Source organism: Actinomyces sp. oral taxon 897 (assembly GCF_002999235.1).
Lineage (GTDB): Bacteria > Actinomycetota > Actinomycetes > Actinomycetales > Actinomycetaceae > Actinomyces.
On record NZ_CP027236.1, the window covers coordinates 461891 to 488533 of the forward strand.

The window sequence follows — 26643 nt, forward strand, 5'->3', positions numbered from 1 at the left end:
TGGCGCAGGTCGCCGCCATGGCCGGCGGCACCCTCCTGGGCAGCCGGCCCGCGGGCCCCCTCCCGGGCGACGCCGCCAGCGCCCAGGTCACCGCCGTGGTGACGGACTCCCGCCGCGCCGGGCCGGGCAGCTTGTTCGTGGCCATCGCGGGGGAGAGGACCGACGGCCACGCCTACCTCGACGCCGTCGCCCGCGCACACGCCGAGGCCGCCCTGGTCAGCGACGTCCAGGCCGCCCGGGCCGCCCTGGGCGGGGCGGAGCTGCCCCTGGTGGTGGTCCCGGACACCGTCGCGGCGCTGGGCCGCCTGGCCCGCGAGCACCTGGCGGACCTGCGCCGCCGGGCCCGGGAGCGCGGCGGGGAGCTGACCGTCGTGGCCGTGACCGGCTCGGTGGGCAAGACCACCACCAAGGACCTCACTCGCCAGATCCTGGCCTCGGTGGCCCCCACGGTGGCCCCGGTGGCCTCCTTCAACAACGAGATCGGCCTGCCCCTGACGGTCCTGTCCTCCGACGCCTCCACCCGCTACCTGGTCCTGGAGATGGGTGCCTCGGCGCCCGGGCACATTGCCTACCTCACCGGTATCGCCCCCCTGGACGCCGCCGCGGTCCTCGTGGTGGGGCACGCCCACATGGACGGCTTCGGGGGGATCGAGGGCGTGGCGGCGGCCAAGGCGGAGATCCTCTCCGGCCTGCGGCCGGGCGGCACCGCCGTGCTCAACCTGGACGACCCCCGCTCCGCGGCCATGCGCCCCCTCGCCCCGGCGGCGGTGCTGACCTTCTCCGCCAGCGGCCGGGCCGGGGCGGACGTGCGGGCCACCGACACGGTCCTGGAGGCCGGGGCCTACCCGCTCACCACGGTCCACCTGCCCGGGGCCGGGCCCACCCGCCTGCGTCTGTCCCTGCCCGGGGCCCACAACGTGGCCAACGCCCTGGCCGCCGCCGCCCTGGCCCTGGCCGCCGGGGTGGCCCCCCGGGACGTCCTGGCGGCCCTGGCCGACGCCCGTATTGAGAGCGCCCACCGTATGGACGTGCGCCCCCTGGCCGGTGACCTCCTCCTGGTGGACGACTCCTACAACGCCAATATCGACTCCATGACCGCCTCCCTGGCCACCCTGCCGGTCCTGGCGGCCGGACGCCGCCGTGTCGTGGTGGTCTCCGAGATGCTGGAGCTGGGGGCGTCCTCGCCCGCCGACCACCGCCGCACCGGCGAGCTGGTGGCGCAGGCCGGTGCCGCCCTCCTGCTGACCGTGGGGCAGGGGGCGGCCCCCGCCGCCGCCGCCGCACGTGAGCGCGGTGTGGAGGTCGTGGAGGTGGCCGACGCCGGTGCGGCGCTGGCGCGTATTGACTCCCTGGTCCGTGACGGTGACGCCGTCCTCGTCAAGGGCTCCCACGGCTCAGGCGCCTGGCGCCTGGCCGACCACCTCAAGGAGGTCCGTTCCCAATGACCGGTATCTTTATCGCGGCAGCCGTGGGCATGCTGGTCTCCCTGTTCGTCACGCCCCTGCTCATCCGCTACCTGCACCGTAAGCAGTACGGGCAGTTCATCCGGGAGGACGGGCCCCAGGGGCACTTCACCAAGCGCGGTACCCCCACTATGGGCGGCCTGGTCATTATCGGCGGCACCGTCCTGGGCTACGCCGTCGGCAGCCTGATCATGTGGCGGCCACCGCGTGCCAGCGGCCTGCTTCTCATGCTGCTCATCGTGGGCCTGGGGGCGATCGGCTTTATGGACGACTTCGCCAAGATCGCCAAGGAGCGGTCGCTGGGGCTGAGGGCCTGGCAGAAGATCGCGGGCCAGGCCGTGATCGGTATCTCCTTCTCCGTGGCCGCCCTCAACTTCGCCGACCGCAGCGGCCTGACCCCCGCCTCCACGCGCATCTCCTTCGCCCGGGACTCACGCCTGGACCTGGCCTTCGGGGGCGCGGTGGTGGGGATGATCCTGTTCGTCATCTGGTCCAACCTCCTGATCACCGCCTGGTCCAACGCCGTCAACCTCACCGACGGCCTGGACGGCCTGGCCACCGGCGCCTCGACCATGGTCTTCGGCGCCTACGCGCTCATTAGCGTGTGGCAGTTCAACCAGTCCTGCCAGTACGGTCACCGCGAGGCCATTGCCGTGACCTGCTACCAGGTCCGTGACCCACGTGACATGGCCATGATATCGGCCGCCCTCATGGGGGCCTGCTTCGGCTTCCTGTGGTGGAACGCCTCCCCGGCCAAGATCTTTATGGGCGACACCGGCTCCCTGGCCCTGGGGGGGGCGCTGGCCGGGCTGTCCATCCTGACCCGTACCGAGTTCGTCGCCGTGGTCATCGGGGGGCTGTTCCTGGCGGAGGTCCTCAGCGACATCCTCCAGGTCGGCTCGTTCAAGATGACCCGTAAGCGCGTGCTGCGCATGGCCCCCCTCCACCACCACTTCGAGCTGGGGGGCTGGACCGAGGTCAACGTGGTCATCCGCTTCTGGATTATCGCCGGGGTGTGCGTGGTGGCCGGCATGGGGCTCTTCTACGGCGAGTACCTCGTGTCCTGAGCGTCCTGCGCCGCTACCCCGGTGCGACGGCGTACCCTCACCCCGGGACCGGGCCCGGCGGGCGTCCGGCGGGCCCGGTCCCGGCATTAGCTCCAGCAGGAAGGTGGGCCCGTGCCCAGTAACGTCACGAGGATCGAGGACCTGGCCGACGCGCACGTCGGCGTGGTCGGGATGGGGCGCACCGGGCGTGCCGTCCTGGAGGCCCTGAGCACCCTGGGGGCGCGCGTGAGCGTCTACGACGAACGGCAGGAGTCCCTGGAGGACCTGCCCGCCGCCGTGGCCTCGGCCTGCGCCGGCAGCCCCGGGCGCCTCGCCCAGGCGCTCACCGAGCAGCGCCCCCGCCTCCTCGTGGTCTCCCCGGGGGTGCCCGCCACCGGGCCGGTCCTGGCTGCCGCGGCCGCCTGCGGTATCGAGACCTGGAGCGAGGTCGAGCTCGCCTGGCGCCTCCAGCGCGCCTCCGCCCGCCCGGACGTGCCCTGGGTCGCCGTCACCGGCACCGACGGCAAGACCACCACGGTGGGCATGCTCGCCGCCATCCTGACCGCGGCCGGTCTCAACGCCCCGGCGGTGGGCAATATCGGCGCCCCTGTGGTCACCACCGTCCTGGAGGGGGGCGCTGACGTGCTGGCCGTGGAGCTGTCCAGCTTCCAGCTCCACACCACCCGCACCCTGTCCCCGCTGGCCGCCGCCTGCCTCAACCTGGCCCCCGACCACCTCGACTGGCACGGTGGCTACGAGGACTACCGGGCGGACAAGGCCCGCGTCTACGCCCGCACCCGGCGTGGGGCCGTCTACAACTGCGCCGACGAGGCCACCTGCCTGATGGTCCGGGAGGCCGACGTCATGGAGGGCTGCCGCGCCGTCGGCTTCACCCTGGAAGCCCCCGCCCTGGGGCAGGTGGGGGTGGTTGACGACCTGCTGGTGGACCGTGCCTGGCACCCCGGCCGCCACACCGAGGGCCTGGAGGTGGCCACCCTGGCCGACCTGGCCCACCTGGCGCCGGGCGGGCAGGCGGCCCGTCTGCCTGCCCACGTCCTGGCCGACGCCCTGGCCGCCTCCGCCCTGGCCCTGGCCGTCGGCGTCCCGGGGCGGGCCGTCTCGGCCGGGCTGCGCGCCTTCGCCCCTGGCGCCCACCGGCTGGTCACCGTCGCCCAGGGCGGGGGCGTGACCTGGGTGGACGACTCCAAGGCCACCAACCCCCACTCCGCGAGCGCGGCCCTGAGCGCCCTGGAGCCGGGGACGGGCGTGTGGATCGTGGGCGGGGACACCAAGGGGGCCCAGTTCCACGACCTCGTGCGCCAGGTGGCCGTGCGCCTGCGGGCCGCGGTGGTCATTGGCGCCGACCAGACCGAGGTCCTGGACGCCCTGGCCCGCCAGGCCCCCCAGGTCCCGGTGCGCCGCGTGCCCCACGGCGGCCCCCGGGAGGTCGTGGACGGCGCCGTGGCCGCCGCCGCGGCCCTGGCCCGTCCCGGTGACACCGTCATGCTGGCCCCCGCCTGCGCCTCCTGGGACCAGTTCAGCTCCTACGCCCAGCGCGGCGACCTGTTCGCGGCCGCCGCCAGGGACCACGTACGTCGTGGGACCACGGACCAGGAGCGTGACTGAGTGCCCGCAGACCCTACCGGCGGCGGCCCCCGACCCGCACACCCCCTGCGCCGCCTCCTGGCCTCCTCCGAGGGCCCCCGGGAGGGGGAGTCCGCCACCCTGAGCTACTACACGCTCCTCCTGGCCAGCCTCGCCCTGCTCACCTTCGGCCTGATCATGGTGTTCTCCGTCCAGTCGGTCAAGAGCGCGGCCGACGGGGGCAGCGCCTACGAGAACTTCGCCAAGTACCTCGTGTTCGCGGTGGTGGGGCTGGCCCTCATGGCGCTGGCGGCGCGCCTGCCCGCCCGGGCCTGGCAGCGTCTGTCCGTGCCGGTCCTGGTGGTGGCGACCCTGCCCCAGCTCCTGGTGGACTTCGTGCCCTCCGTGCGCACCTGCACGGGCGGGAACTGCAACTGGATCAGGCTCCCCGGTGACCAGACGGTCCAGCCCTCGGAGTTCATCAAGCTCGCGATCTGCCTGTACATCGGCTACGTCGTCGCCTGCCACGCCGACCGTCTCAAGGACCTCAAGGGCCTGGCCCTGTGGCTCCTGGTCCCCGTCGGCGTCCCGATCGCCCTGGTCCTGTGGGGCGGCGACCTGGGGACCGTCATCGTCCTGGTGCTCCTGGGCGCCGGGGCGCTGTGGGTCTACGGCCTGCGTGCCAGGTGGTTCGCCCTCCTGGGGGCCCTGGGCGTGGCCGGCTTCGCGGGGGCCTCCCTGCTCGTGGCCAACCGGCGCGCCCGGATCCTCATGTGGTGGTTCCCGGACTCCGCCGACCCCCTGGACGTGGGCTACCAGCCCAAGCACGGGCGCTGGGCCCTGGGGACCGGCAGCTGGACCGGGGTCGGGCCGGGGGCCTCGCGCCAGAAGTGGGGCTACCTGACCCAGGCGGACTCCGACTACGTCTTCGCGGTCCTGGGGGAGGAGTTCGGGCTCGTAGGCACCCTGGCGGTCATCGCCTCCTTCGCCGTCGTCGGGTGGTGCTGCCTGCGCGTCATGCGGCGCTGCGAGTCCGTCTACGTCTCGGTGGTCACCGCCGGCATTATGACCTGGATCGTGGGCCAGGCCTTTATCAATATGAGCGTGGTGGTGGGTCTCCTGCCCGTCCTGGGCGTCCCCCTGCCCCTGATCAGCGCCGGGGGCTCCTCCCTCATATCGGTGCTGGCGGCTGTCGGCGTCCTGCTGTCCTTCGCCCGCGCCGAGCCGGGGGCCGCCCAGGAGCTCGCGGCACGTCCTGGTGCGGTGCGCCGTACCCTGTCCGTCGTCTCCTCAAGGAGGAAGAGTGTCTGAGCTACCTGCCGCCCCGTCCCGGCCACTGCGCGTCCTGCTCGCGGGTGGCGGCACGGCGGGGCACGTCAACCCCCTGCTGGCCACCGCCCACGCCCTGCGTGACCCCGCCCTGGGCGGGCACCCGGACACCCAGGTCCTGGTCCTGGGCACCGCCGAGGGGCTGGAGGCCGACCTCGTCCCCGCCGCCGGGCTGGAGCTGGCCCTGGTCCCCAGGGTCCCCATGCCCCGGCGTCCCTCGGTGGACCTGCTGCGCCTGCCCTCCCGCCTCAACCGGGCGGTCGCCGCCGCGGCCGAGGCCATCGGGCGTCTGGGGGCCGACGTGGTGGTGGGGTTCGGTGGCTACGTCTCCACCCCCGCCTACCTGGCTGCCCGTAAGGCCCGTGTCCCGGTGGTCATCCACGAGCAGAACGCCCGTCCCGGCCTGGCCAACCGGCTGGGGGCCTCCTGGGCCGCCTCGGTGGGTCTGACCTTCGCCTCCACGCCCTTGCGCTCCGCCCACGGCCGCACCGAGGTGACCGGCCTGCCGCTGCGTCCGGCCGTGGCCGACCTGGTCGCCCAGCGCGCCACCCCCCAGGGCGAGCGTACCGCCCGGCTCCAGGGGGCCGCCGCCCTGGGGCTGGACCCCCAGGCCCCGACCCTCCTGATCACGGGCGGCTCCCTGGGTGCCCAGCACCTCAACGAGGTCGTGGGCGCCGCCCTGGCCAGCCTCCCTGAGCGGCTCCAGGTCCTCCACCTCACCGGCCGGGGTAAGGACGCGCCGGTGAGGGCCGCCCTGGAGGACGCCCTGGATAACGGGGCCCCGCAGAGCCTGCGTACGCGCTACCACGTCCTGGACTACCTGACCGCCATGGAGCAGGCCTACGCCTGCGCCGACGGCGTGCTGTGCCGCTCCGGGGCGGGGACGGTGGCGGAGCTGACCGCCCTGGGCCTGCCCGCCCTGTACGTGCCGCTGCCGGTGGGCAATGGTGAGCAGCGTCTCAACGCCGCGGACGTCATTGCCGCCCACGGGGGCGTGCTGCGCTCCGACGGCGACCTGGCCGCCTCCGACGTGCTGGACTTCGCCACCCTCCTGACCGACGTCCGCAGGCGCCAGGAGATGGCCCGAGCCGCCGCCACCACCGGGGTGCCCGACGGCGCCGCGCGCCTGACCGCGCTGGTGACCGCCACCGTCCTGGCCCCCGGGCAGGATCCGGACGGGGCGGCAGACGCTGCCGGACCGGACGCCCTCGGGCCGGACCTTGAGGACCCGGGCGCCGAGGACCCGGACCTTGAGGACCTGGGCGCCAGCGGGCCGGTGGCCCCGCAGGCCCCTACCACCCGGCCGGCGTCGGGCACCGCGCCCCGCACGTGGACCGGCCTCTCCGGGGGCGGGGCGGGGGGCGGCCCCCTCTACGACCCAGACACCGACCCTACGAGCACGGCGAGGACCACGGATCATGACTGAGAGCAACCGGGACCGGGGGGCGGGCGCCGCGGCGCTGGACGGGCAGGCCTTCCACCTCATTGGCGTGGGGGGCGCCGGGATGAGCGTGGTCGCCCAGCTGCTGGCGGAGCGCGGCGCCACCGTCACCGGCTCGGACGCCCACGACGGGCCCGCCCTGGAGCACCTGCGTGACCTGGGGCTGGGGGTGTACGTCGGCCACGACCCCGCCCGCGTCCCGCCGCGGGCCACGGTGGTGGTCTCTAGCGCGATCAGGGCCTCCAACCCCGAGCTCCTGGCCGCCCGGGCGGCCAGGGCCAGGGTCGTGCACCGCTCCCAGGCCCTGGCCCTGGCGGCCCAGGGACGCGACCTGGTGGCGGTGGCCGGCGCCCACGGCAAGACGACCACCTCCTCCATGCTGGCCCAGGCGCTGCGCCGCCTGGGCCAGGACCCGTCCTTCGCCGTCGGCGGGGTCGTCAGGGACCTGGGGACCGGGGCGCACCTGGGCGGCGGAGCCGTCTTCGTGGCCGAGGCTGACGAGTCCGACCGCTCCTTCCTCAACTACAGCCCCCGGGTGGAGGTCATTACCAACGTCGAGCCCGACCACCTGGACACCTACGGCACGGCGGAGGCCTTTGAGGCCGCCTTCCTCGACTTCGCCCACTGCCTGGTCCCCGGCGGCCTCCTGGTAGCCTGCGCCGACGACCCCGGTTCCCTGCGCCTGGCGCTGACCGCCGCCGAGGAGGGGCTGCGGGTGGCCACCTACGGCACCACCGGGGTCGCCAGCCTGCCGGCTGGCTCCCTGGTGGAGTCCCACGTCCACCTGGAGGTCACCGGGCGGCACGCGCAGGGCACCCAGGCCGTCCTGACCCGCACGGTCATGTCCGACGGCGGCCTGTCCACCTCCGTACCCGTGCACCTGGACCTGGGCGCACCGGGGGACCACGTGGCCCTCGACGCCGCCGGGGCCTGGGCGGCCGGGCTGGAGGTCGGTGCCGACCCCGAGGCCATGGCCCGGGCCCTGGCGTGCTTCGGCGGTGCCGGGCGCCGTTTCGAGGCGCGGGGGGAGGGCGACGGCGTGCGCGTCGTGGACGACTACGCCCACCACCCCACCGAGATCCGGGCGCTGCTCGAGGCCGCCCGCCAGGTCGTGGCGCCGGGGGGGCGGGTCCTGGTCCTCTTCCAGCCCCACCTGTTCTCCCGCACCCAGGCCTTTGCCGACCGCTTCGCCGCCGCCCTGGACCAGGCCGACGAGGTCATTGTGACCGGCGTCTACCCGGCCCGTGAGAACCAGTCCGACTTCCCGCAGGTCACGGGCGCCATGATCACCGACCGCATGCGCGCGGGCCGCTACGTGGCCGACCGGGAGCAGGCCGCGCACGCGGCGGCCGCCGCCGCCCGCCCCGGTGACCTGCTGCTGACCGTGGGGGCCGGGGACGTCACCGAGCTGGCTGACGTGGTCCTGGAGGACCTGCGCCGTCGTGGGGACGGGGCGTCGTGAGGCACCGGCGTCCCCGCGCCCCGGGCCCCTCCTCGCGAGAGGAGGGGCAGGCCGACCAGCCCGCCACGGGGCGCGGTGAGCTGGAGGTCCTGGGACGCTCCCCGTCCGGGGAGCTCGCGCCGGCGGGGGAGCGGGTGGTCTCCACCGGTCTGGCCGACCGCCTGGAGGAGCGGCGCCGGGCGGTGCGCTCCCTGCGCCGCAGGCGGCTGGTGACCACCCTGGCCGTGGTGGCCGTGGTGGCGGTCCTGGTGTGGATCCCCCTGTTCTCGCCGTTGTTCTCCCTGCACGCCGACGACATCCACGTCTCGGGCGCCGACTCCACGGTGAGCGTCCAGGACGTCCGCCAGGCCCTGGCCCCCCAGATGGGGCAGTCCCTGGTGTCCCTGAACCTGGAGGAGATGGGCCACGAGGTGACTGACGCCCTGGTGCGGGTGCGCTCGGTGCGGGTCACCCGCAACTGGCCCCGGGGGGTGGACGTGGCGCTGACCCTGCGCGTCCCGGTGGCGGTCCGGCAGGTGGAGGGCGGCTACGAGCTCCTGGACGGTGACGCCGTCGTCCTGGGGACGGTGGGTGAGGCGCCCGCGGGCCTGGCCACGATCGTCACCCCGCAGGGGGAGTCCCTCACCGGGGAGCAGGTCAGTGCCGTGGCGGTGGCCATAGGCGCCCTGGACCCCGCCGTGCGCGCCCAGGTCGTCTCGGGGACGGCCTCGGCCACCGGGCAGGTGTCGCTGAGCCTGGCCAGCGGGTCCACCGTGGTCTGGGGCGACACCACGGACCTGGCGCTCAAGGCCAGGGTGCTCACCCAGCTGCTGGGTGCCCGCAGCGCCAGCGTCTACGACGTCTCGGCCCCGCGCTCGCCGGTGACCGCGGGGGAGGCGACGCCCACGCCCACGGCCCCGTGACCGCTGCCGGCTACCGGGTCGCCTGCCCCGGGCCGCTGGTCCCGGTCCTGGGGCCCGGGGGCGCCCGGGTGGGAAATTTGCCCTCACAGGTGGTGAAACACGCCGGGGCAAATGCGGACCACATCCTGCCTGGGCTCATAACGTTGACCTCGTCATCAACACAATGACATAAGTATCAACCTCAACCTCAGGTTCAAGGTTGAGGGCAACCGGGGGAGCTCCAGTGGCTCTCAACTCGCTCGGAGGCACACAGTGGCGGAATCTCAGCACTACCAGGCAGTCATCAAGGTGGTGGGCGTCGGCGGCGGTGGCGTCAACGCCGTCAACCGCATGATCGAGGCCGGTCTGCGTGGCGTCGAGTTCATTGCCGTGAACACGGACGCTCAGGCCCTCCTCATGTCCGACGCCGACACCAAGCTCGACATCGGCCGCGACCTGACCCGTGGCCTGGGTGCCGGGGCCGACCCCAGCATCGGGCGCAAGGCGGCCGAGGACCACCAGGACGACATCCGCGAGTCCCTGGACGGGGCCGACATGGTCTTCGTCACCGCTGGTGAGGGCGGTGGCACCGGTACCGGGGCGGCCCCCGTCGTGGCCCACGTGGCCCGTGAGCTCGGCGCCCTGACCATCGGGGTGGTGACCCGCCCCTTTGCCTTCGAGGGCCGTCGTCGCGCCAACCAGGCCGAGAGCGGCGTGGCCAACCTCCGCGAGGAGGTGGACACCCTTATTGTCATCCCCAACGACCGCCTTCTCCAGATCGCGGACCGCAATATCTCGGTGGTGGACGCCTTCAAGCAGGCCGACCAGGTCCTCCTCCAAGGTGTCCAGGGCATTACCGAGCTCATCACCACCCCCGGGTTGATCAATGTCGACTTCAACGACGTGAAGTCCGTTATGCAGGACGCCGGCAGCGCCCTCATGGGCATCGGCTCGGCCACGGGCGAGGACCGCGCCCTGACCGCCACCGAGCAGGCCATTGCCTCCCCGCTGCTGGAGACCTCCATCGAGGGCGCCCACGGCGTCCTGCTGTTCTTCCAGGGCGGCTCCGACCTGGGCCTGTTCGAGATCAGCAACGCCGCCGAGCTGGTCCGTGAGGCCGTCCACCCCGAGGCCAATATCATCTTCGGCAACGTGGTCGACGGCGCCCTGGGCGACGAGGTCCGCGTGACGGTCATCGCCGCCGGCTTCGACGACGACTCCCAGGTGGCCCGTCCCGAGAGCGCCGCCGCCCGCCCGCCCGCCACCACCCGCCAGGCCGTCACCAGCCGCCAGGCCGTCACCAGCCGCCAGGCCCCGGCCCCCCGCCCGGTGATGGGCAACCAGGCACCGACCGCCTCGGTGCACAGGCTCCACCAGGCCTCCGAGACCCAGGCACGCGGCGTCCACGCCGTCCAGAACCCGGTCACCCGCCCGGTGGTGGTACCGCCGCCCAACTCCTACCAGCCGAGGTCGGCCTCGCCGGTGGCCTCCGCCCCCACCACCAGCGAGATCCCCCCCTACGCCGACGTGCCCTGGACGGCCGCGGCCCGCTCCGGGCCGGAACTGGACGTGCCCCCCACCATCGGGTCGGAGGACTCCGACAACGACAACCTGGACCTGCCGGACTTCCTGCGCTGAGCATGACCGTCCCCGACCTGGTCGAGGTCAGCCTCGGTCCTGGTGCCCGTGGTGTCTTCACCACCACGGGCACCGCCCTCGGGCGCGCCCAGGCGCCTGCCGCCGCGGGCGACCCGGGCTTCAACCTGGCCGCCCACGTGGGTGACGACCCCGACCGTGTGGCCGCGCGCCGGCGCGAGCTGGAGGAGGCGCTCGGGACGCGGGTGGCCTGGATGCGCCAGGTCCACTCCACGGTCGTCGCCCCCGCCGCCCCGGGGCAGGAGCCCACCGCGGACGCCCTGGTGGCCGACCTGCGTGGCCGCGGGCCGCTGGCCGCGGGCGTCCTCACCGCCGACTGCGTGCCCCTCCTGCTGGCCTCGGCCGACGGGCGGCTGCTGGCGGCCGTCCACGCCGGGCGGCGCGGCATGTGCGAGGGCGTCGTGGACGCGGCCCTGGGTGAGATGGCGCGCTTGGGCGCGGCCGTCCCGGACATCCTGGCCGCCCTCGGCCCCTCGATCTGCGGGGCGTGCTACGAGGTCCCCGAGGCGATGCGCGCCCAGGTGGCCGCCCGCGAGCCGGACTGCGCCAGCCGGACCCGGTGGGGCACCCCCGCCATTGACGTCGCCGCGGGGGTCCGTGCGCAGCTACGACGTGCAGGAGTGAGGCATATTACAGATGTGAGTATATGCACGTATGAGGACGAGCGCTTCTACTCCTACCGCCGGCAGGGGGACGTCGGACGCCTGGGAGGCGTTGTTCTGCCCGTGTTCTGAGCCGATTTCCCCGGTCCCGGGCCCGGGGGCCGGGAGGGCCGCGGGGGCGCCCCGCGGCGCCCGCGGGCAGCGTGTGCGAGACACGCCGGGCTCAATCGACCTCGCGGGCCCCCCGGCCAGCTACGGTCAGGGCGTTCGGTTGCACCGGAGCCGGACGGACAAGGAGCACACCCATGAGCGCCAGCGCCCTGCGCAAGGTATCAACCTTTCTCGGCATGGCCGAGCAGCCCGACGAGGCCACCTACGCGGAGTCCTACGCGGCCGAGGCCCCCATGGACTACGAGGACGTGACCCCCTACGAGGAAGATGTCGAGGAGGAGATGGAGGAGCCTGTTCCTGCCGACCTTCGCCGGATCGTCACCGTGCACCCCTCTACCTACAACGAGGCCCGTGTCATCGGTGAGTCCTTCCGTGACGGCGTCCCCGTCATTGTGAACCTCAGCAACATGAGCGAGTCCGACGCCCGCCGCATGGTGGACTTCTCCGCCGGCCTGGTCTTCGGTCTGCACGGCGCCATCGAGCGGGTCACGCCCCGCGTCTTCCTGCTGACGCCCATCTCAGTGTCGATCGACGACGGGGAGGCCGCTACCACCACGCACAGCCGCTTCTTCAACCAGGGCTGAGGCCGTCTCGGTGAGCAGCTCCCTGAGCCAGGTCGTCTGGATCGTCTGGTGCCTGCTGAGCCTCTACCTTCTCGTCCTCCTGGTCCGGGTGGTCCTGGACTGGGTCCGGTTCTTCGCCCGCTCCTGGCGACCACGCGGGGTGGTCCTGGTCCTGGCCAACCTCGTCTACTGGCTGACGGACCCGCCCTTACGCTGGCTGCGGAGGGCGCTGCCGGTCCTCCGGCTGGGAGCCATGGGCATCGACCTCGGCTTCATCGTACTTTTCCTTGGAATCATGCTGATTCAGGAGGCTCTCCTGGCACTTGTCTGAGGTGCCGGGAGTCTGTGCGCGGCGTGATGTACGCCATCCGAGGTGGCCGACTGGCAGGTTTCCGGTACGCTGTGACCAGAGTGACCGGTTCTTCACCGGTGCTCGTGTACCCTGTTCCGTGACGACACCGAGGTGACGACTATGGCGCTGCTGACCGCAGACGACGTCCTCAACAAGAAGTTCCAGGCCACCAAGTTCCGCGAGGGCTACGAGCAGGACGAGGTTGACGAGTTCCTCGACGAGGTCGTGGAGGCCATGCGGCAGCTGGAGGCCGAGAACATCGACCTCAAGGCCCGTCTAGAGGCTGCCAACCGCCGCGTTGCGGAGTTCGGTGAGGGCGGCCCCTCCACCGTGGTCCCCGTGGTGGAGGAGCACCGGGTGGCCCCCGTCGCCCCCGCCCTGACCGTGGACTCCCCCGAGCAGGAGCCCTCTGCGGCCTCGGGCATGCTCGAGCTGGCTCAACGCCTGCACGACGAGCACGTGGCCAACGGCAAGGCCGAGGGCGACCGCATTATCGCCGAGGCCCGCACCACCGGTGAGCAGATCGTGCGTGAGGCCGAGGACCAGCGCAACCGCACACTGGCTCAACTTGAGAAGGAGCGCTCGGGCCTGGAGCACAAGATCGACGAGCTCCGGCGCTTCGAGTCCGACTACCGCACACGCCTCAAGAGCTACCTCCAGAACCTGCTGTCCAACGTTGAGGACGGCAACCAAAACAGTGACCTTGGTATCTGAGACGCACCTGGTGCGGCTGCGGACACCGTAGCCCACCGCGTGGTACCAACCATGCTGTCCGTGAGGGCGGCGGCCCACCGGTCGCCGCCCTCACGGCATAACCGCCCGGAAAGGATCTCATGCCCACTCCTGCCCGTACCGGCCTGCCCGCACGGCCGTGGTCCCGCTCCGTCCTCATGGTGTGGCTCCTGGCCGCAGCCGTGATCCTGATCGACCAGCTCACCAAGGTGTGGGCCGTGGCGGCCCTCAGCGACGGCAGCCGGGTGCGCCTCCTGGGCTCCTGGCTGTCCCTGGTCCTGCTGCGCAACCCCGGGGCGGCCTTCTCCTTCGCCACGGGGCAGACGTGGCTCTTCGCCCTCATCGCCGTGGTGGTCTCCGGCATTGTCGTGTGGGTCAGCCGCCGCCTGGCCTCCACCTGGTGGGCCCTGGCCCTGGGGCTGGTACTGGGCGGGGCCGTGGGCAACCTGGTGGACCGGCTCGTACGCTCCCCGGGGTTCCTGCGGGGCCGGGTCATTGACTTCCTGGACTACGGCGGGCACTTCGTGGGCAATATCGCGGACATCGCCATTGTGGTCGCGGCCGGGATCGTGATGGTTCTCTCGATCCTGGGGGTCAACCTTGACGGGAGCCGCGTCGGTAAGCCCGCGGAGAACACCTCGTCGGACCAGGAGCCCGACCCGGACGCGGAGTCCGCCGAGGCAGAGGACACTGCCGAGGCAAGGGATCCTGCTGAGGTGAGAGACCCTGCTGAGGTGAGGGACGCCGCCCCGGTGGGGTCCTCCCCGGAGGCGGCACCGGGGGCCGACCCCGCCCCGGGGCGGGAGCCGGCACCGGGGGCCCCGGGGGCTGGTGCATGAGCCTGCGTCTCCTGCCGGTGCCCGAGGGGCTGGTCGGGGAGCGCCTGGACGCGGCCCTGGCCCGCATGACCGGCCTGTCCCGCTCCCGGGCGGAGGAGATCTGCGCGCGCGGAGGGGTACGGGTCGACGGCCGGGAGGTCCGCAAGTCCGAGCGCCTGGTGGCCGGTACCACCCTGGAGGTGGACCTGCCCGACCCCCGGCCCGCCGGTCCCGTGGCCACGCCCGTGGAGGGCATGGGGATCCTCTACGAGGACGAGGACATTGTGGTGGTGGACAAGCCGCCCGGCGTCGCCGCCCACCCCTCCATGGGCTGGGACGGCCCCGACGTGCTGGGGGCGCTGGCCGCCATGCGGGTCCGCGTGGCCACCTCCGGGGCCGCCGAGCGTCAGGGGATCGTCTCCCGCCTGGACGTGGGGACCTCCGGGGTCATGATCGTGGCCAAGGGGGAGCGTGCCTACTCCGTGCTCAAGCGCTCCTTCCGTGAGCACGTGCCGGTCAAGGTCTACCACGCCCTGGTCCAGGGGCACCTGGATCCCTCCTCGGGGACGATCGACGCCCCCATTGGGCGCCACCCGGGCCGGCAGTGGCGCATGGCGGTCGTCGACGGCGGGAGGGAGTCGGTCACCCACTACGACGTCATGGAAGCCATGCCCCTGGCCAACCTCGTCAAGGTCCGCCTGGAGACCGGTCGCACCCACCAGATCCGGGTCCACTTCTCAGCCGTCGGTCACCCCTGCGTCGGGGACGAGTCCTACGGCGCCGACCCCGCCCTGAGCGCCCGCACCGGCCTGCGACGCCAGTGGCTCCACGCGGTCGAGCTCAGCCTGCCGCACCCGGTCACAGGGGAGTGGATGGGGTTCTCCTCCCCCTACCCCGCCGACCTGGTCCGCGCCCTGGACGCCCTGCGCCTGCCCTGACCCCGCGCCCGGCCCCGGCCCGGGAGACCACACCACCTAGGAGACCTCGTGGACGAGGAGCGAGCGATGACCCTGCCCAGCAGGCGCCCCGGGATCCCGGAGCTGCTGATCACGCCCCTGGGCGCCGCCGTCGAGCCGTACCGGTTCGAGACCTGCACGGGGGACCAGAGAGGCCCGGCCGCCGAGTCCACCCGCGCGGGCGTGGCCGACGTGCGCCTGGAGGTCTTCGTCGGGGAGCAGGGCGTGCCCCTGGTCCTGGAGATCGACGCCCGTGACGACCTGGCCACCACGGTCCACGTGCTGGCCCGCGGGGCGGACGGGGCGCCGCTGGCGGCCGGACGCCTCCTGATCGACCCCGCTCACCCCGGCCTGGTCCACCTGGGACGCCTGGCCGTGCGGCGCGCCTGCCGCGGCACGGGCCTGGGGGTGAGGGTGGTCGCCGCGCTCGAGGACGCCGCCTGGCACCGCGCCGCGGTGGACCGGGACGGCACCGCCGCCGTGGTCGTCGTGCTCGCCGCCCAGGAGCAGGCGATGGGCTTCTACGCCCGCTGCGGCTACACCGTGCTCACCGGCAGGTCCTACCTGGACGCGGGCATCGCCCACCAGGACATGACCCGCGTGGTCTCCCGGTAGGCGGGGGCGGCGCGGGCCCCGGCCGCCGTCGGGCGGCGCAGGCGGTCGGGAGGCGCGGGCGGCCCGGCGCACCTGGCCGGCATGCGTGCCCCTAGGATGACCCCATGGCGGAGACAAGCAGCACGGGCAGCCAGGACGCACCCAGGGACGACTTCGTCCACCTCCACGTCCACACCGACTACTCCATGCTGGACGGCGCGGGCAAGATCAAGGACTACGTCGCCGAGGCCAGGCGCCTGGGCCAGCCGGCCCTGGCCATTACCGACCACGGCTACATGTTCGGCGCCTACGAGTTCTACGCCGCCGCCAGGGCCGCCGGTATCAAGCCGATTATCGGGGTCGAGGCCTATATGACCCCGGGCACCTCCCGCTTCGATCGGACCCGCGTCTTCTGGGGGGACGAGTCCCAGCGCGGCGACGACGTCTCCGCCCGCGGCTCCTACACGCACATGACCCTCCTGTCACGCACCAACGAGGGCCTGCACAACCTCATGCGCCTGGACTCCCTGGCCTCCCTGGAGGGGCAGTGGGGCAAGAACCCGCGCATGGACCGCGAGCTGCTCTCCCGCTACAGCGAAGGGCTGATCGGCACCTCCGGCTGCCCCTCCTCGGAGATCCAGACCCGCCTGCGCCTGGGCCAGTGGGACGAGGCGCTGCGGTGCGCCGGGGAGCTGCAGGACGTCTTCGGGCGCGACTTCTTCTACGTCGAGCTCATGGACCACGGCCTGGAGATCGAGCAGAGGGTCACCAAGGACCTGCTGCGCCTGGCCGAGAAGATCGGCGCCCCCCTGCTGGCCACCAACGACTCCCACTACGTGCGCCCCGAGGACCGCACCATCCAGGACGCCATGCTGTGCATTAACTCCGGGTCGGTCCTGTCCGACCCGGACCGGTTCAAGTTCGACGGCGACACCTACTACCTGCGTCCCGGGGCGGAGATGCGCCGCCTCTTTACCGAGATGCCGACCGCCTGCGACAACACCCTGCTGGTCGCCGAGCAGTGCGACGTGTCCTTCCAGACCGTGGACGAGGGCGCCTCCTTTATGCCCGTCTTCCCCGTCCCCGAGGGTGAGACCATGGAGTCCTGGTTCGTCTCCGAGTGCTGGTCGGGAATGGAGCGCCGATTCGGCGGCAATATCCCCCCCGAGTGCCGCAAGCAGGCGGACTACGAGATCGGCGTCATTACCCAGATGGGGTTCCCCGGCTACTTCCTGGTCGTGGCGGACTACATTAACTGGGCCAAGCGGCAGGGAATCCGGGTCGGGCCGGGACGCGGCTCGGGGGCGGGCTCCATGGTGGCCTACGCCATGGGTATCACCGAGCTCAACCCCCTGGAGCACGGGCTCATCTTCGAGCGCTTCCTCAACCCCGAGCGCATCTCCATGCCCGATATCGACGTCGACTTCGACGAGCGCCGGCGTGACGAGGTCATTGAGTACGTCAAGCGCAAGTACGGCGAGGACAAGGTCAGCCAGGTCGTCACCTACGGCGTCATCAAGGCCAAGCAGTCCCTGAAGGACTCCAGCCGGGTCATGGGCTACCCCTACGCGGTGGGAGACCGCCTCACCAAGGCCATGCCCCCCACGGTCCAGGGCAAGGACATTACCATCAAGGGGATCTTCAACCCCTCCGACGAGCGCTACGGGGAGGCCGAGGAGTTCCGTAAGCTCCACGCCGAGGACGCCGACGCCCAGAAGATCGTGGAGCTGGCCAAGGGGCTCGAGGGAATGACCCGGCAGTGGGGCGTGCACGCCTGCGCCGTCATTATGTCCTCGGCCACGCTCACCGACATTATCCCCATGATGCAGCGCGTCCAGGACGGGGCCTACATCACCCAGTTCGACTACCCCACCTGCGAGCACCTGGGCCTGCTCAAGATGGACTTCCTGGGGCTGCGCAACCTCACGGTCATCTCCGACGCCCTGGAGAACATCGTGGCCAACGGCAAGCCCGCCCTGGACATTGACAGCGTGCCCCTGGACGACCAGGGCACCTACGAGCTGCTCTCGCGCGGCGAGACCCTGGGCGTCTTCCAGCTCGACGGCGGGGGCATGCGCACCCTCCTGCGCCTCATGCGGCCGGACAACTTCGAGGACATCTCCGCCGTCGGCGCCCTGTACCGGCCCGGGCCCATGGGAGCGGACTCCCACACCAACTACGCCCTGCGCAAGAACGGCCAGCAGGAGATCGTCCCCATCCACCCCGAGCTCAAGGAGGCCCTGGAGCCGATCCTGGGTACCACCCACGGACTGATCGTCTACCAGGAGCAGGTCATGAAGATCGCCACGGACTTGGCGGGGTTCACCATGGGCAAGGCCGACGCCCTGCGCAAGGCCATGGGGAAGAAGAAGATGGACATCCTGAACAAGATGTTCGTCGAGTTCGAGGCCGGAATGGTCTCCAACGGCTTCTCCAAGGAGAGCGTCAAGACCCTGTGGGACGTGGTGGTCCCGTTCGCCAAGTACGCGTTCAACAAGGCGCACTCGGCGGCCTACGGCGTCGTGTCCTACTGGACCGCCTACCTCAAGGCGCACTACCCCACCGAGTACATGGCGGCCCTGCTGACGTCCCAGAAGGACAACAAGGACAAGCTGGCCGTCTACCTGGGGGAGTGCCGTCACATGGGCATTACCGTGCTGCCCCCGGACGTCAACGCCTCCCGGGCCCAGTTCTCCGCCGTCGGGGACGACGTGCGGTTCGGCCTGTCGGCTATCCGCAACGTGGGCCTCAACGTGGTCGACGCCATTGTCAGGGCCCGCCAGGAGAAGGGCGAGTTCACCAGCTTCGAGGACTTCCTGGACAAGGTCCCGGCGGTGGTGTGCAACAAGCGCACCATCGACTCCCTCATTAAGGCCGGGGCGTTCGACTCCCTGGGCCGTACGCGCCGCAGCCTGCAGGCCGTCCACGAGGACCTGGTTGACGAGATCATCGGGGTCAAGCGCAACGAGGCCGCCGGCCAGTTCGACCTCTTCGCCTCCCTGACGGGCGGTGAGGCGCAGGACGACGCATTCGGCTCCGGCCCGGTCTTCTCCTCCGAGGTCCCCGACCTCCCCGAGTGGGACAAGAAGGACAAGCTGGCCTTTGAGCGCGAGATGCTGGGACTGTACGTCTCCGACCACCCGCTCCTGGGCCTGGAGGGGATCCTGGGCAAGCTCAGCGACACCGAGATCTCCGACCTCATCGGGGACGAGGAGCGGTCTGACGGCGCCGTGGTCACCATTGCCGGGCTCATTACCTCCCTGACCCGCAAGACCACCAAGCAGGGCAACCTGTGGGCGATCGCGCAGATCGAGGACCTGGGCGGGAGCCTGGAGGCGCTGTTCTTCCCCGCCACCTACCAGACGGTCTCCACCATGCTGGCCCCTGACACGGTGGTCACCGTGCGCGGGCGCCTCAACCGGCGCGACGGCCAGGTGGCCCTGTACGCCCAGGAGATGACCATCCCCGACGTGGCCAGCGCCGCCAACGAGGCGGTGACCCTCACCCTGCCGTCGAACCGCTGCACCGTCCCGCTGGTGGAGCGGCTGCGCGAGGTGCTCACCAAGCACCCGGGGATGTCCACGGTACGCCTCAACCTCACCAGCCCCGGGCGCGAGATCCGCACCCAGCTCGACGACGCCCTGCGCGTGGAGGCCACCGCGGCCTTCTACTCCGACATAAAGGCCCTGCTCGGCCCCGGCTGCCTGCGCTGAGGCCGGTGCGGGCCTCCGGTTGGCGGGCTCAGGCCGGCGAGGCCTGTCGCGTGAGGCTGGTGCCAGTGCGGGCCCTAGGCCAGCGGGCTCAGGCCGGCGGGACCCCGGGCCAGCGGGCCCAGACTGGCACGGAGGCTGGCGTAGGGCCTGGCCGCGCCCAGCGCGCTGCTCGCCGCCACGGGCAAGCAGGCCCAGGCAGGCGTGGAGGCTGTGCTGGCGGGCTCGTCTGCTCTGCCGGGTCTGCGGGTCAGGCCCCGGCGACGCGAGCGCCGACCCGGGCGGAGGGGGCCTCCACCTCGACCACGTCCCCCGCCTCCAGACGGTGTCCGCGGCGCCTCTCGACCCGGCCGTTGACGCTCACGTCCCCGCACTGGACGGCGAGGCGGGCCGAGGCGCCGTCCTCCACGAGTCCGGCGAGCTTGAGGAACTGGCCGAGCTTGATCTCGCCTCGGACGGGGACGGCGGGGTAGGGCTGGTGGGTGCTCACGCCCCCATTCTCCCAGCCCCGGTACCCGTGTCCGCCCCGTGCGCCTCTGACGTACTGTGCGTTCGGGCAGCTAGGAGTGCTCGCCCCGGAGGCCCGAACGCCTCGGCATCTCAGCTAATTGCGTTATTGCGCAATAACTAGATAACCTGGTGACGTGCTCAGCATCCTCCGACAGCGCACCTACCGCCGTCTCTTCCTGGCCCACGTGGTCTCCCTGGTAGGCACGGGCCTGGCCACCGTGGCCCTGGGGCTGCTGGCCTACGGGCTCGCCGGGGCCCGCGCCGGCGGCGTCCTGGGGACCGCCCTGGCCATTAAGATGGTGGCCTACGTCGGCGTCGCCCCCGTGGCGGCCACCCTGCTGGAGGGCCGTCCGCGCCGCACGGTCCTGGCCGTCGCCCAGGGCGTGCGCCTGGCCAGCGCCCTCGCCCTGCCGCTGGTGGACCAGGTCTGGCAGGTGTACCTGCTCATTGCCGTCCTCCAGTGCGCCTCCGCGGTCTTCACCCCCACCCTCAGCTCGGTCGTCCCCGACGTCCTGCCCCGGGAGGAGGACTACACCTCCGCCCTGTCCCTGACGCGCGTGGCCGCGGACCTGGAAAGCGTCCTCTCCCCGGGGCTCGCCGCCGGGCTGCTCCTGGTCCTGCCCGCCGGGCGGCTCTTTGACATCACCGCCCTGGGGTTCGCCGCCTCGGCGCTGCTCATTGCGGGTGCGGGCGTGCCCGCCCGCGCGCCCGGCAGCCGGGAGGCCCCCTTCTGGGAGCGGGTCCGCCGGGGCACGGCCCTGTTCGTCCGCCTGCGGGCGCTGCGGCCGGTGGTTGCCCTGGACGTGGTGGTCGCCGCCCCCTGCGCCTTCGTCCTGGTCCACTCCGTGGTGCTGGTACGCGAGCGCCTGGGGCTGGGGGAGGCGGCCCTGGGCGTCGTCCTGGCCGTCAACGGGGCCGGGTCCATGCTCGTGGCGGCCCTGCTGCCCCGGCTCCTGGAGGCGGTGGGGCAGCGCCGGGTCATGCTCACCGGCGCCGTCGTCCTGGTGCTCGGCGGGGTCGGGGAGACCGGTCTCACCCTCCTGCCCGACGCCGCCCTGGCCCCGGCGCTCCTGGCGACCTGGCTGGTGGTCGGGGCGGGGTGGGCGGCCGTGGAGGTCCCGGTGGGCCGCATTGTCCGCCGCGAGGTCCCCGACGCCGACCTGCCGGCCGCCTTCGCCGCGGACTTCTCCGTCTCCCACGCCTGCTGGCTCCTGACCTACCCCCTGGTGGGGTGGCTCGGTGCGGCCAGCCTGCCCCTGGCGGCCGGGACCATGACGCTCCTGGCCGCTCTGGGCACCGTGGCGGCCGTACGCCTGTGGCCCCCGGATGCGGAGACGACACGTCTCACGGCGGCGACCTGTTGACCGACATGAACCGTGGCCCCCGGACGCGGGGACGGGTAGTAGGCCCCGCTGCCGGGGCCGGCAGGTGGCCCACCGGTTGCTGAGCCGGTGCCGCCGGGGCCTCCGCCTGGGCCGGTAGGCGGATCTCTCCCGGGTCCGTCCCCGGGCCACCTGGGCCCGCCCAGACCATTGGGTGGGGCCTTGTGGGCCGCGCCTACGAGCCAATCAGGCTATTCGGGCCCCGCCCGGACCGTTGGAGCCCCGCCCCCAGGCGGTAGTGGCCCAGCCCAGCGCGTGCGGGGATGATCCGGCGACCCAAGCCCCGCCCTCGGGCGGTAGGGTCCTGGCCATGAGCCAGAACCGGTCCGCCCAGCCCCCCGGGCGCTCGCCCACGGCCGCCGAGCTGGAGCGGTCCGCGCGCATCCTCAGGCTCCTGGCCGACCCCACCCGTCTGGCCATACTGGCCTGCCTGCGCCAGGGTGAGCGCGGCGTCGGGGAGATCGCTCAGGGGCTGGGCCGGCCCCTGCCCGCCGTGTCCCAGCACCTGGCGAGGCTGCGTGACGGCAGCCTCGTCACAGTGCGGCGGGAGGCCAACCGCTCCTACTACGCCCTGGCCAACGAGCACGTGGAGCTCCTGGTCACCAACACCCTGGAGCAGGCCGAGCACGTCCTCTACCCACTGCCGCCCCACCACCGCTGAGCGGCACCGGGCACGGGACAGGCGGTCCCCCGGCACCGGGTGCGTAGCGGGTCGGGAGACCGGGTAGCGCGGCGTGGCATGGGGCAGGCGGACCCCGGCGTCGGGCACAGGACAGGCGGGATACCGGTATTGGGCTCGTGATGCGGTGGGAGACCAGACGCCGTCATGGCATGCCTTCCAGGCCTGGGCGGGCGTGTGGAACACCAGGCAGACCGCGGTCACCGCCGTGACTATGCCTTCCCCAGGCCTGGGTAGGCGCGTAGCGGGGCTGGAGACCGGCTAGGGCAGGCGGACCCCGGCGTCGGGCTCGTGGCGGCGGGGGCCGGGAGCCGGTACGGTGGGGGCGTCCCGCAGCCGACCGGGCAGGTTCCCGGCCCACCCGCCAGTGACAAGGAGGTCACCCATGGCACTGTTTGAGGTCCCCTTTGAGTCAGCCAACCACCGCGACCAGATCCAGGCGTGGATCTACACCCCGACCACCGCCCCGCGCGGTGTCGTCCAGGTCATCCACGGCCTGGGCGAGCACTCGCGCCGCTACCTCCACCTCATTACCACCCTGCTCGACGCCGGCTTCGTGGTGGCCGCCGACGACCACGCCGGCCACGGGCGCACCGCCATGGTCTCGGGCGTGTGGCAGGACACGGGCCAGGACGGGGCCCACGTCGTCGTGGCAGACGAGCAGCACCTGCGTCAGGTCGTCACCGGGCGCTTCGAGGGGCTCCCCTACATCCTGTTCGGCCACTCCTGGGGCTCCATGATCGCCCGGGTCCTGGCGTCGCGCCACCCCGAGGGCCTGGCGGGCCTGGTGCTGTGCGGTGTCGCCGCCCAGATGAGGGGTCTGGAGGACCCCGCCCTGCTGCGCGCCCTGGAGGCCGCCGTCACCGAGCGAGGGGGGCAGGCGCTGGACGACGACGGCCTCTTCGGGGCCGCCTTCGCCGGTGCCCTGGACCGCTTTGAGGACGTGCGCCGCCCCACCGACTGGGTGGCCCTGGACCGCGGGGTCGTCGAGGACCACGCCGTGGACCCCTTCAACAACTTCGGCGCCCCCATGACCCTGCGCTTCGCCCGGGACTTCGCCGTCCTCTACGCCCAGGCCAACGACCCCGCCTGGGTCGAGACGCTGCCCCGGGACCTGCCGGTGCTGGTGCTGGCCGGCGACCAGGACCCGGTGGCCAACTACGGTGAGGGCGCCTACCACGTGGCCAACTGCCTGTGGGGTGCCGGGCTGCGCGACGTACGCACCCGCGTCTACACCGGGGTGCGTCACGAGGTCCACAACGAGCCCTCTACCCGCGCCGACGTCGAGGCCGAGGTGGTCGCCTTCGCCCGGCACTGCGCGAGGACCGGCCTTTAACCAGCGACGTACCTTAGCCACCGTTAACGTACCTTAGTCGCCGGGGAAGTACTCTAAAGGTACGTCCCCCATGGCTAAGGCACGTCCCCGGTGGGCCAAGGCGAGGACGGGCGGGGCGAGGACGTACGGGGCGAGGACAGGCGAAGGCGAGAAGCGAGGGCGGGCGTGGGCGGCGAAACGGTAGGGTCCTGACCATGGTGACCACCTCCGACGCCCCGACGGACGCCCCCGGCGCGACGGCCCCACAGGACCTGGTCCTGACCACGGGGGAGCGCTACCCGGTGGGGGAGCGGCTGCACACCCTCACGCCCCGCCTGGCCCGGGCCGCCGCCGACGCCCGGCAGGTCCTGGTGGACGTGGCCGCGCACCGCGAGACCATCACCTACGGCGAGCTCAGCGAGGAGATCGGGGGAGCGGTCCTGCCCCGTCACATGGGGCCGCTGCTGCACATGCTCGACCACGACTGCGCCGCCCGCGGGGAGCCCGCCCTGGCCGCCCTGGTGGTGAGCGCCGCCAGCGGCGAGGTGGGGACCGCCTCCACCACCTGGGCCCCGCCCGAGCGCCTGGCCTGCTGGGAGTACTGGGCCCCGTGAGCCGCCGGCATGCCGCCTGTGACACGGGCCGCCCCGGCGCCGCTGCGGTGGCATGCCCTGTGTGCTCAGACGGTCCCGCAGGACCTGACACCACCAACAGGGGGCTGACGGCAGGGGACGTGTCACAGTGCCGCTGTGCGCCGACCAACCACGGATCACGGTATGGTAACACCCGTTGATGACCTCTACCTTTTGGGAACAAGGAGCCATGCTGGGAATACGACCCGTGTCTCGTCGTCTATGCGCCTATCTTCTGACAGTATTTATGCTGGTCGCCGTGGGTAGCCTGGTGCCCTCGCAGGCCCTGGCCGCCCCGGCGGGGACAACCGTCTACGTCTCGGCCCAGTCCGGGTCCGACGCCGCCGACGGCAGCGCGGAGCACCCGCTACGCACCCTGGGGGCCGCGCTGTCGGCCGCCGCCCCGGGGGACACGATCGAGCTCGCCGAGGGGACCTACCGCGAGGGCGAGCTGTTCGTGGACAAGTCCGTGACGATCCGCGCCGCCCAGGGCGCCTCCCCCGTGCTCTCCGGGGCCACGGTCCCCACCTCCTGGACGCCCTCGCAGGGGGGCACCTGGTCCACCGCGACCGACATGGTGCGCTTCTGCACCGTGTGCACGGTCAACGCCAACCCCGCCGTCGAGGGGATGGCCGCGCACCCTGAGCAGGTCTTCGTCGACGGCGTCCCCCTGACCCAGGTGGCCTCCCCGGACCAGGTGACGGCCTCCAGCTTCTACGTCCAGGACCCGGACCCGGTCACCCTCAAGGACCCCACCAACAACCGGGCCGGCTACAACGTCAAACCGCACACCGGTACCGCCTACGTCATCGGCGTGGACCCGGCGGCCCACACCGTCGAGGTGGTCCAGCACTCGCGTGCCATGTCCGTGGCCGCGGACGGCACCACCCTCTCGGGCCTGGTGGTGGAGAAGTACGCCCCGGTGGCGCAGTGGGACTACCCCGACCCCGAGATCGGCACCGCCTCCGGCGGCGCCATGCTGGTGACCTCCGCCAACGCGGTCCGCGTGGAGAACTCCGTCTTCCGCTACTCCTCAGGGGCCACCGCCCTGGGGATCACCAGCGCCGCCGGCGCCACGGTGACCGGAAACCGCTTCGAGCACAACGGGGCCGGCGGGTTCGGGGTCGTGGACTCCAGCGACGTGACCGTGGAGCACAACACCTGGACGGACAACAACACCGACGGGTTCAACACCACCTCCTGCGGCGCCTACTGCACGATCGCGGACATGAAGATGACCCACTCCCAGCGCCTCCGGGTCGCCTTCAACACGGTGGACTACTCCTTCACCGGCGTCGACGTCTCCGACCCCAGCCAGGAGTCCCGGGACCAGCACGGGGCCATCTGGTTCGACGAGGGCATCATGGACTCCCAGATCGTGGGCAACAACCTGGTCAATGTGCCGGTGGGTATCTTCAACGAGGTCTCCTCCAACACCACGATCGCCTCCAACCTCGTCAACGGCGCACGCACCGGCATCCACGTCTCAGGATCCAATGACACCAAGGTGTGGAACAACACCGTCTCCCACGCCCTGACCAGCGTCATGATCCAGGAGGACTCCCGCTCCAAGGGCTGCAACGCCCGTCGGCCCGACGGCGTGTGCGTCGCGGTGGAGCCCTGGAGCACCAACCACGGCCTGTCCTGGGACACCACCGGCACCAGCGTGGTCAACAACATCTTCTCCTCCGAGCAGACCATCCCGGCCCCCGGTGACGTGTGGCGCTACTCCGCTATGATCCAGGTCACCGGCGGTACCAACGACGACGGCTCCGGGTCGGTCTACGCCAACGAGATGGTGCGCCTGATCGACAACAACGTCTACTACCGGCCCGTGGACACCGGCCTGCCCTCCACCACGGTCCTGTGGAACTGGGGCGCGGACCTGGCCAACCAGAGCATTAACGCCTCCTCCCTGGCGGACTTCACCGCCAGCCCCCACGTCACCGCCGAGGGCAAGGAGGCCAGCGGCCTGGACCTGCACGGTGACGGCGCGGGCAACCCCCTGTTCGTCTCCGAGCCGGTCCAGACCACGGCCTGGGGTACCGCGGACCTGCACCTCAAGGACGGCAGCCCCGCCTCGGGCACCGGACGGCCCCTGCCCCAGGACGTCGCCCAGGTCGTGGGCCTCCCGGCGGGCACGGCCGTGGACCGCGGGGTCCTGAGCAACGAGGCGTGGCAGCCTGCCGCCCAGCCGGCGCCCGCACCCCAGCCCACCCCGGAGCCCCAGGCCCAGCCCACCTCCCAGCAGCCCGCCCCGGCGCCCGTCGTCACGCCCGCGGCGGCCCAGCCCGCGGTCCTGAGCGGGCCCACGCCCACGGCTGCCGTGGCGCAGGCCCCGGTCCAGGCCCCCAAGGGCAGGACGCCGGTGTGGATCCCGGTGGTTGTCGGACTGGGCCTGGCTGCCCTGGTCGTCACCGGGTTCCTCCTGGGCAGGCCCCTGCTGGCCCGTCTGAGGGGAACCGCTCCCGGGGGCCCCGCCTAGGGCGTCTCCAGCCCGCTGGCAGCCAGGCGGCCCCGGACCCCCGGGTCCTGCCCAGGGCCGCTCTGGTGGTGACCCCTGGATCCCCCCGGGCCCCGCCCAGGGCTGCCGGGCGGTAGGCGGGGCGGTGACTGCGACCCTGCGGAGTCGGCCCGTATCCTGGACGTGGGGCGGACCGCGTCTCCCTGGCGGTCCGGGCACCGGACGCTCCCCGTATCCTGGCTGCGCCGGGCGGACACGGGGCTGCGGCACCGCGGGCCCCGGGCGGGAGTAGGCTTGCCGG

22 protein-coding genes and 1 pseudogene are annotated in these 26643 nt (G+C 72.5%); 21 read left to right on the top strand and 2 right to left on the bottom strand.

From position 1 onward, the window contains the following. The first annotated feature begins 17 nt into the window (after positions 1-17). From C3V41_RS01910 to dnaE, 16 genes and pseudogenes are all read left to right on the top strand, one after another. Positions 18-1445, top strand: coding sequence for a UDP-N-acetylmuramoyl-tripeptide--D-alanyl-D-alanine ligase (locus C3V41_RS01910; RefSeq protein WP_106110594.1), 1428 nt, complete (start codon positions 18-20; stop codon positions 1443-1445). Further along, a complete protein-coding gene (gene mraY, locus C3V41_RS01915; protein WP_106108871.1) occupies positions 1442-2530 on the top strand; it encodes a phospho-N-acetylmuramoyl-pentapeptide-transferase in 1089 nt (362 codons plus the stop codon). The genes C3V41_RS01910 and mraY overlap by 4 nt, the downstream gene beginning before the upstream one ends. Before the next feature lie 171 nt (positions 2531-2701). Further along, entirely contained in the window at positions 2702-4135 is a 1434-nt protein-coding gene (gene murD / locus C3V41_RS01920; protein ID WP_254423772.1) for a UDP-N-acetylmuramoyl-L-alanine--D-glutamate ligase, read from the top strand. Then, complete coding sequence (locus tag C3V41_RS01925; RefSeq protein WP_106108872.1) at positions 4136-5404, top strand: FtsW/RodA/SpoVE family cell cycle protein; 1269 nt, start codon at positions 4136-4138, stop codon at positions 5402-5404. Next, positions 5397-6563 (top strand): annotated as a pseudogene (locus C3V41_RS01930) (UDP-N-acetylglucosamine--N-acetylmuramyl-(pentapeptide) pyrophosphoryl-undecaprenol N-acetylglucosamine transferase); the annotation flags it as partial. The gene C3V41_RS01925 and the pseudogene C3V41_RS01930, both read left to right, overlap by 8 nt. A 277-nt stretch (positions 6564-6840) precedes the next feature. Next, the gene (murC, locus tag C3V41_RS01935; protein ID WP_106108873.1) at positions 6841-8325 is read left to right on the top strand and encodes a UDP-N-acetylmuramate--L-alanine ligase; all 1485 of its coding nucleotides are present in this window, start codon (positions 6841-6843) and stop codon (positions 8323-8325) included. After that, complete coding sequence (locus tag C3V41_RS14125; RefSeq protein ID WP_106108874.1) at positions 8322-9227, top strand: cell division protein FtsQ/DivIB; 906 nt, start codon at positions 8322-8324, stop codon at positions 9225-9227. Before murC ends, C3V41_RS14125 begins: the two co-directional genes overlap by 4 nt. A 252-nt stretch (positions 9228-9479) precedes the next feature. Then, positions 9480-10844 (top strand): cell division protein FtsZ, encoded by a 1365-nt coding sequence (gene ftsZ, locus C3V41_RS01945; RefSeq protein WP_106108875.1) that lies wholly within the window; start codon positions 9480-9482, stop codon positions 10842-10844. Positions 10845-10846: 2 nt separating this feature from the next. Continuing rightward, on the top strand, positions 10847-11596 hold the full coding sequence (gene pgeF / locus C3V41_RS01950; protein ID WP_106108876.1) for a peptidoglycan editing factor PgeF: 750 nt from the start codon (positions 10847-10849) through the stop codon (positions 11594-11596). Between the two features lie 173 nt (positions 11597-11769). Then, positions 11770-12219, top strand: coding sequence for a cell division protein SepF (locus C3V41_RS01955; RefSeq protein WP_106108877.1), 450 nt, complete (start codon positions 11770-11772; stop codon positions 12217-12219). A gap of 10 nt (positions 12220-12229) precedes the next feature. Then, on the top strand, positions 12230-12529 hold the full coding sequence (locus C3V41_RS01960; protein ID WP_174714742.1) for a YggT family protein: 300 nt from the start codon (positions 12230-12232) through the stop codon (positions 12527-12529). A 141-nt stretch (positions 12530-12670) separates the two neighbouring features. Beyond that, entirely contained in the window at positions 12671-13264 is a 594-nt protein-coding gene (locus C3V41_RS01965) for a DivIVA domain-containing protein (protein ID WP_165271564.1), read from the top strand. Positions 13265-13383: 119 nt separating this feature from the next. After that, entirely contained in the window at positions 13384-14121 is a 738-nt protein-coding gene (gene lspA, locus C3V41_RS01970) for a signal peptidase II (protein ID WP_106108879.1), read from the top strand. Then, entirely contained in the window at positions 14118-15038 is a 921-nt protein-coding gene (locus C3V41_RS01975) for an RluA family pseudouridine synthase (RefSeq protein ID WP_106108880.1), read from the top strand. Before lspA ends, C3V41_RS01975 begins: the two co-directional genes overlap by 4 nt. Before the next feature lie 66 nt (positions 15039-15104). Then, on the top strand, positions 15105-15671 hold the full coding sequence (locus tag C3V41_RS01980; protein WP_106108881.1) for a GNAT family N-acetyltransferase: 567 nt from the start codon (positions 15105-15107) through the stop codon (positions 15669-15671). Between the two features lie 104 nt (positions 15672-15775). Then, the gene (dnaE, locus tag C3V41_RS01985) at positions 15776-19363 is read left to right on the top strand and encodes a DNA polymerase III subunit alpha (protein WP_106108882.1); all 3588 of its coding nucleotides are present in this window, start codon (positions 15776-15778) and stop codon (positions 19361-19363) included. Between the two features lie 247 nt (positions 19364-19610). Here dnaE and C3V41_RS01990 read toward each other — a convergent pair whose 3' ends face one another. Beyond that, positions 19611-19850, bottom strand: coding sequence for an RNA-binding S4 domain-containing protein (locus C3V41_RS01990; RefSeq protein WP_106108883.1), 240 nt, complete (start codon positions 19848-19850; stop codon positions 19611-19613). A 154-nt stretch (positions 19851-20004) separates the two neighbouring features. On the opposite strand from C3V41_RS01990, the gene C3V41_RS01995 reads away from it, so the two are divergent. Together C3V41_RS01995 and C3V41_RS02000 are read left to right on the top strand one after the other, a co-directional pair. Further along, complete coding sequence (locus tag C3V41_RS01995; protein WP_106108884.1) at positions 20005-21234, top strand: MFS transporter; 1230 nt, start codon at positions 20005-20007, stop codon at positions 21232-21234. 328 nt (positions 21235-21562) lie between these two features. After that, positions 21563-21913 carry an ArsR/SmtB family transcription factor gene (locus tag C3V41_RS02000; protein ID WP_106108885.1) on the top strand — a complete coding sequence of 117 codons (351 nt, stop codon included), beginning with the start codon at positions 21563-21565 and terminating at the stop codon, positions 21911-21913. Between the two features lie 279 nt (positions 21914-22192). Here C3V41_RS02000 and C3V41_RS14130 read toward each other — a convergent pair whose 3' ends face one another. Beyond that, positions 22193-22318 (bottom strand): hypothetical protein, encoded by a 126-nt coding sequence (locus tag C3V41_RS14130; protein WP_281433026.1) that lies wholly within the window; start codon positions 22316-22318, stop codon positions 22193-22195. Between C3V41_RS14130 and C3V41_RS02005 the strand changes: the two genes are divergently transcribed. From C3V41_RS02005 to C3V41_RS02015, 3 genes are all read left to right on the top strand, one after another. Further along, positions 22317-23267, top strand: coding sequence for an alpha/beta fold hydrolase (locus C3V41_RS02005; RefSeq protein WP_106108886.1), 951 nt, complete (start codon positions 22317-22319; stop codon positions 23265-23267). The two genes, C3V41_RS14130 and C3V41_RS02005, sit on opposite strands and share 2 nt — an antisense overlap. 194 nt (positions 23268-23461) lie before the next feature. Continuing rightward, complete coding sequence (locus C3V41_RS02010; protein WP_106108887.1) at positions 23462-23860, top strand: hypothetical protein; 399 nt, start codon at positions 23462-23464, stop codon at positions 23858-23860. A 265-nt stretch (positions 23861-24125) separates the two neighbouring features. Next, positions 24126-26363, top strand: coding sequence for a right-handed parallel beta-helix repeat-containing protein (locus C3V41_RS02015; protein ID WP_106108888.1), 2238 nt, complete (start codon positions 24126-24128; stop codon positions 26361-26363). Positions 26364-26643 lie beyond the last annotated feature (280 nt).

Excerpts from the sequence above, each read along its gene's own strand:
- C3V41_RS01910 (WP_106110594.1), top strand. The coding sequence starts at position 18 with ATGGCCGGCGGCACCCTCCTGGGCAGCCGGCCCGCGGGCCCCCTCCCG.
- mraY (WP_106108871.1), top strand. The coding sequence starts at position 1,442 with ATGACCGGTATCTTTATCGCGGCAGCCGTGGGCATGCTGGTCTCCCTG.
- murD (WP_254423772.1), top strand. The coding sequence starts at position 2,702 with ATGGGGCGCACCGGGCGTGCCGTCCTGGAGGCCCTGAGCACCCTGGGG.
- murC (WP_106108873.1), top strand. The coding sequence starts at position 6,841 with ATGACTGAGAGCAACCGGGACCGGGGGGCGGGCGCCGCGGCGCTGGAC.
- pgeF (WP_106108876.1), top strand. The coding sequence starts at position 10,847 with ATGACCGTCCCCGACCTGGTCGAGGTCAGCCTCGGTCCTGGTGCCCGT.
- C3V41_RS01955 (WP_106108877.1), top strand. The coding sequence starts at position 11,770 with ATGAGCGCCAGCGCCCTGCGCAAGGTATCAACCTTTCTCGGCATGGCC.
- C3V41_RS01965 (WP_165271564.1), top strand. The coding sequence starts at position 12,671 with ATGGCGCTGCTGACCGCAGACGACGTCCTCAACAAGAAGTTCCAGGCC.
- lspA (WP_106108879.1), top strand. The coding sequence starts at position 13,384 with ATGCCCACTCCTGCCCGTACCGGCCTGCCCGCACGGCCGTGGTCCCGC.
- C3V41_RS01975 (WP_106108880.1), top strand. The coding sequence starts at position 14,118 with ATGAGCCTGCGTCTCCTGCCGGTGCCCGAGGGGCTGGTCGGGGAGCGC.
- C3V41_RS01980 (WP_106108881.1), top strand. The coding sequence starts at position 15,105 with ATGACCCTGCCCAGCAGGCGCCCCGGGATCCCGGAGCTGCTGATCACG.
- dnaE (WP_106108882.1), top strand. The coding sequence starts at position 15,776 with ATGGCGGAGACAAGCAGCACGGGCAGCCAGGACGCACCCAGGGACGAC.
- C3V41_RS02000 (WP_106108885.1), top strand. The coding sequence starts at position 21,563 with ATGAGCCAGAACCGGTCCGCCCAGCCCCCCGGGCGCTCGCCCACGGCC.
- C3V41_RS02005 (WP_106108886.1), top strand. The coding sequence starts at position 22,317 with ATGGCACTGTTTGAGGTCCCCTTTGAGTCAGCCAACCACCGCGACCAG.
- C3V41_RS14130 (WP_281433026.1), bottom strand. The coding sequence starts at position 22,318 with ATGGGTGACCTCCTTGTCACTGGCGGGTGGGCCGGGAACCTGCCCGGT.
- C3V41_RS02010 (WP_106108887.1), top strand. The coding sequence starts at position 23,462 with ATGGTGACCACCTCCGACGCCCCGACGGACGCCCCCGGCGCGACGGCC.
- C3V41_RS02015 (WP_106108888.1), top strand. The coding sequence starts at position 24,126 with ATGCTGGTCGCCGTGGGTAGCCTGGTGCCCTCGCAGGCCCTGGCCGCC.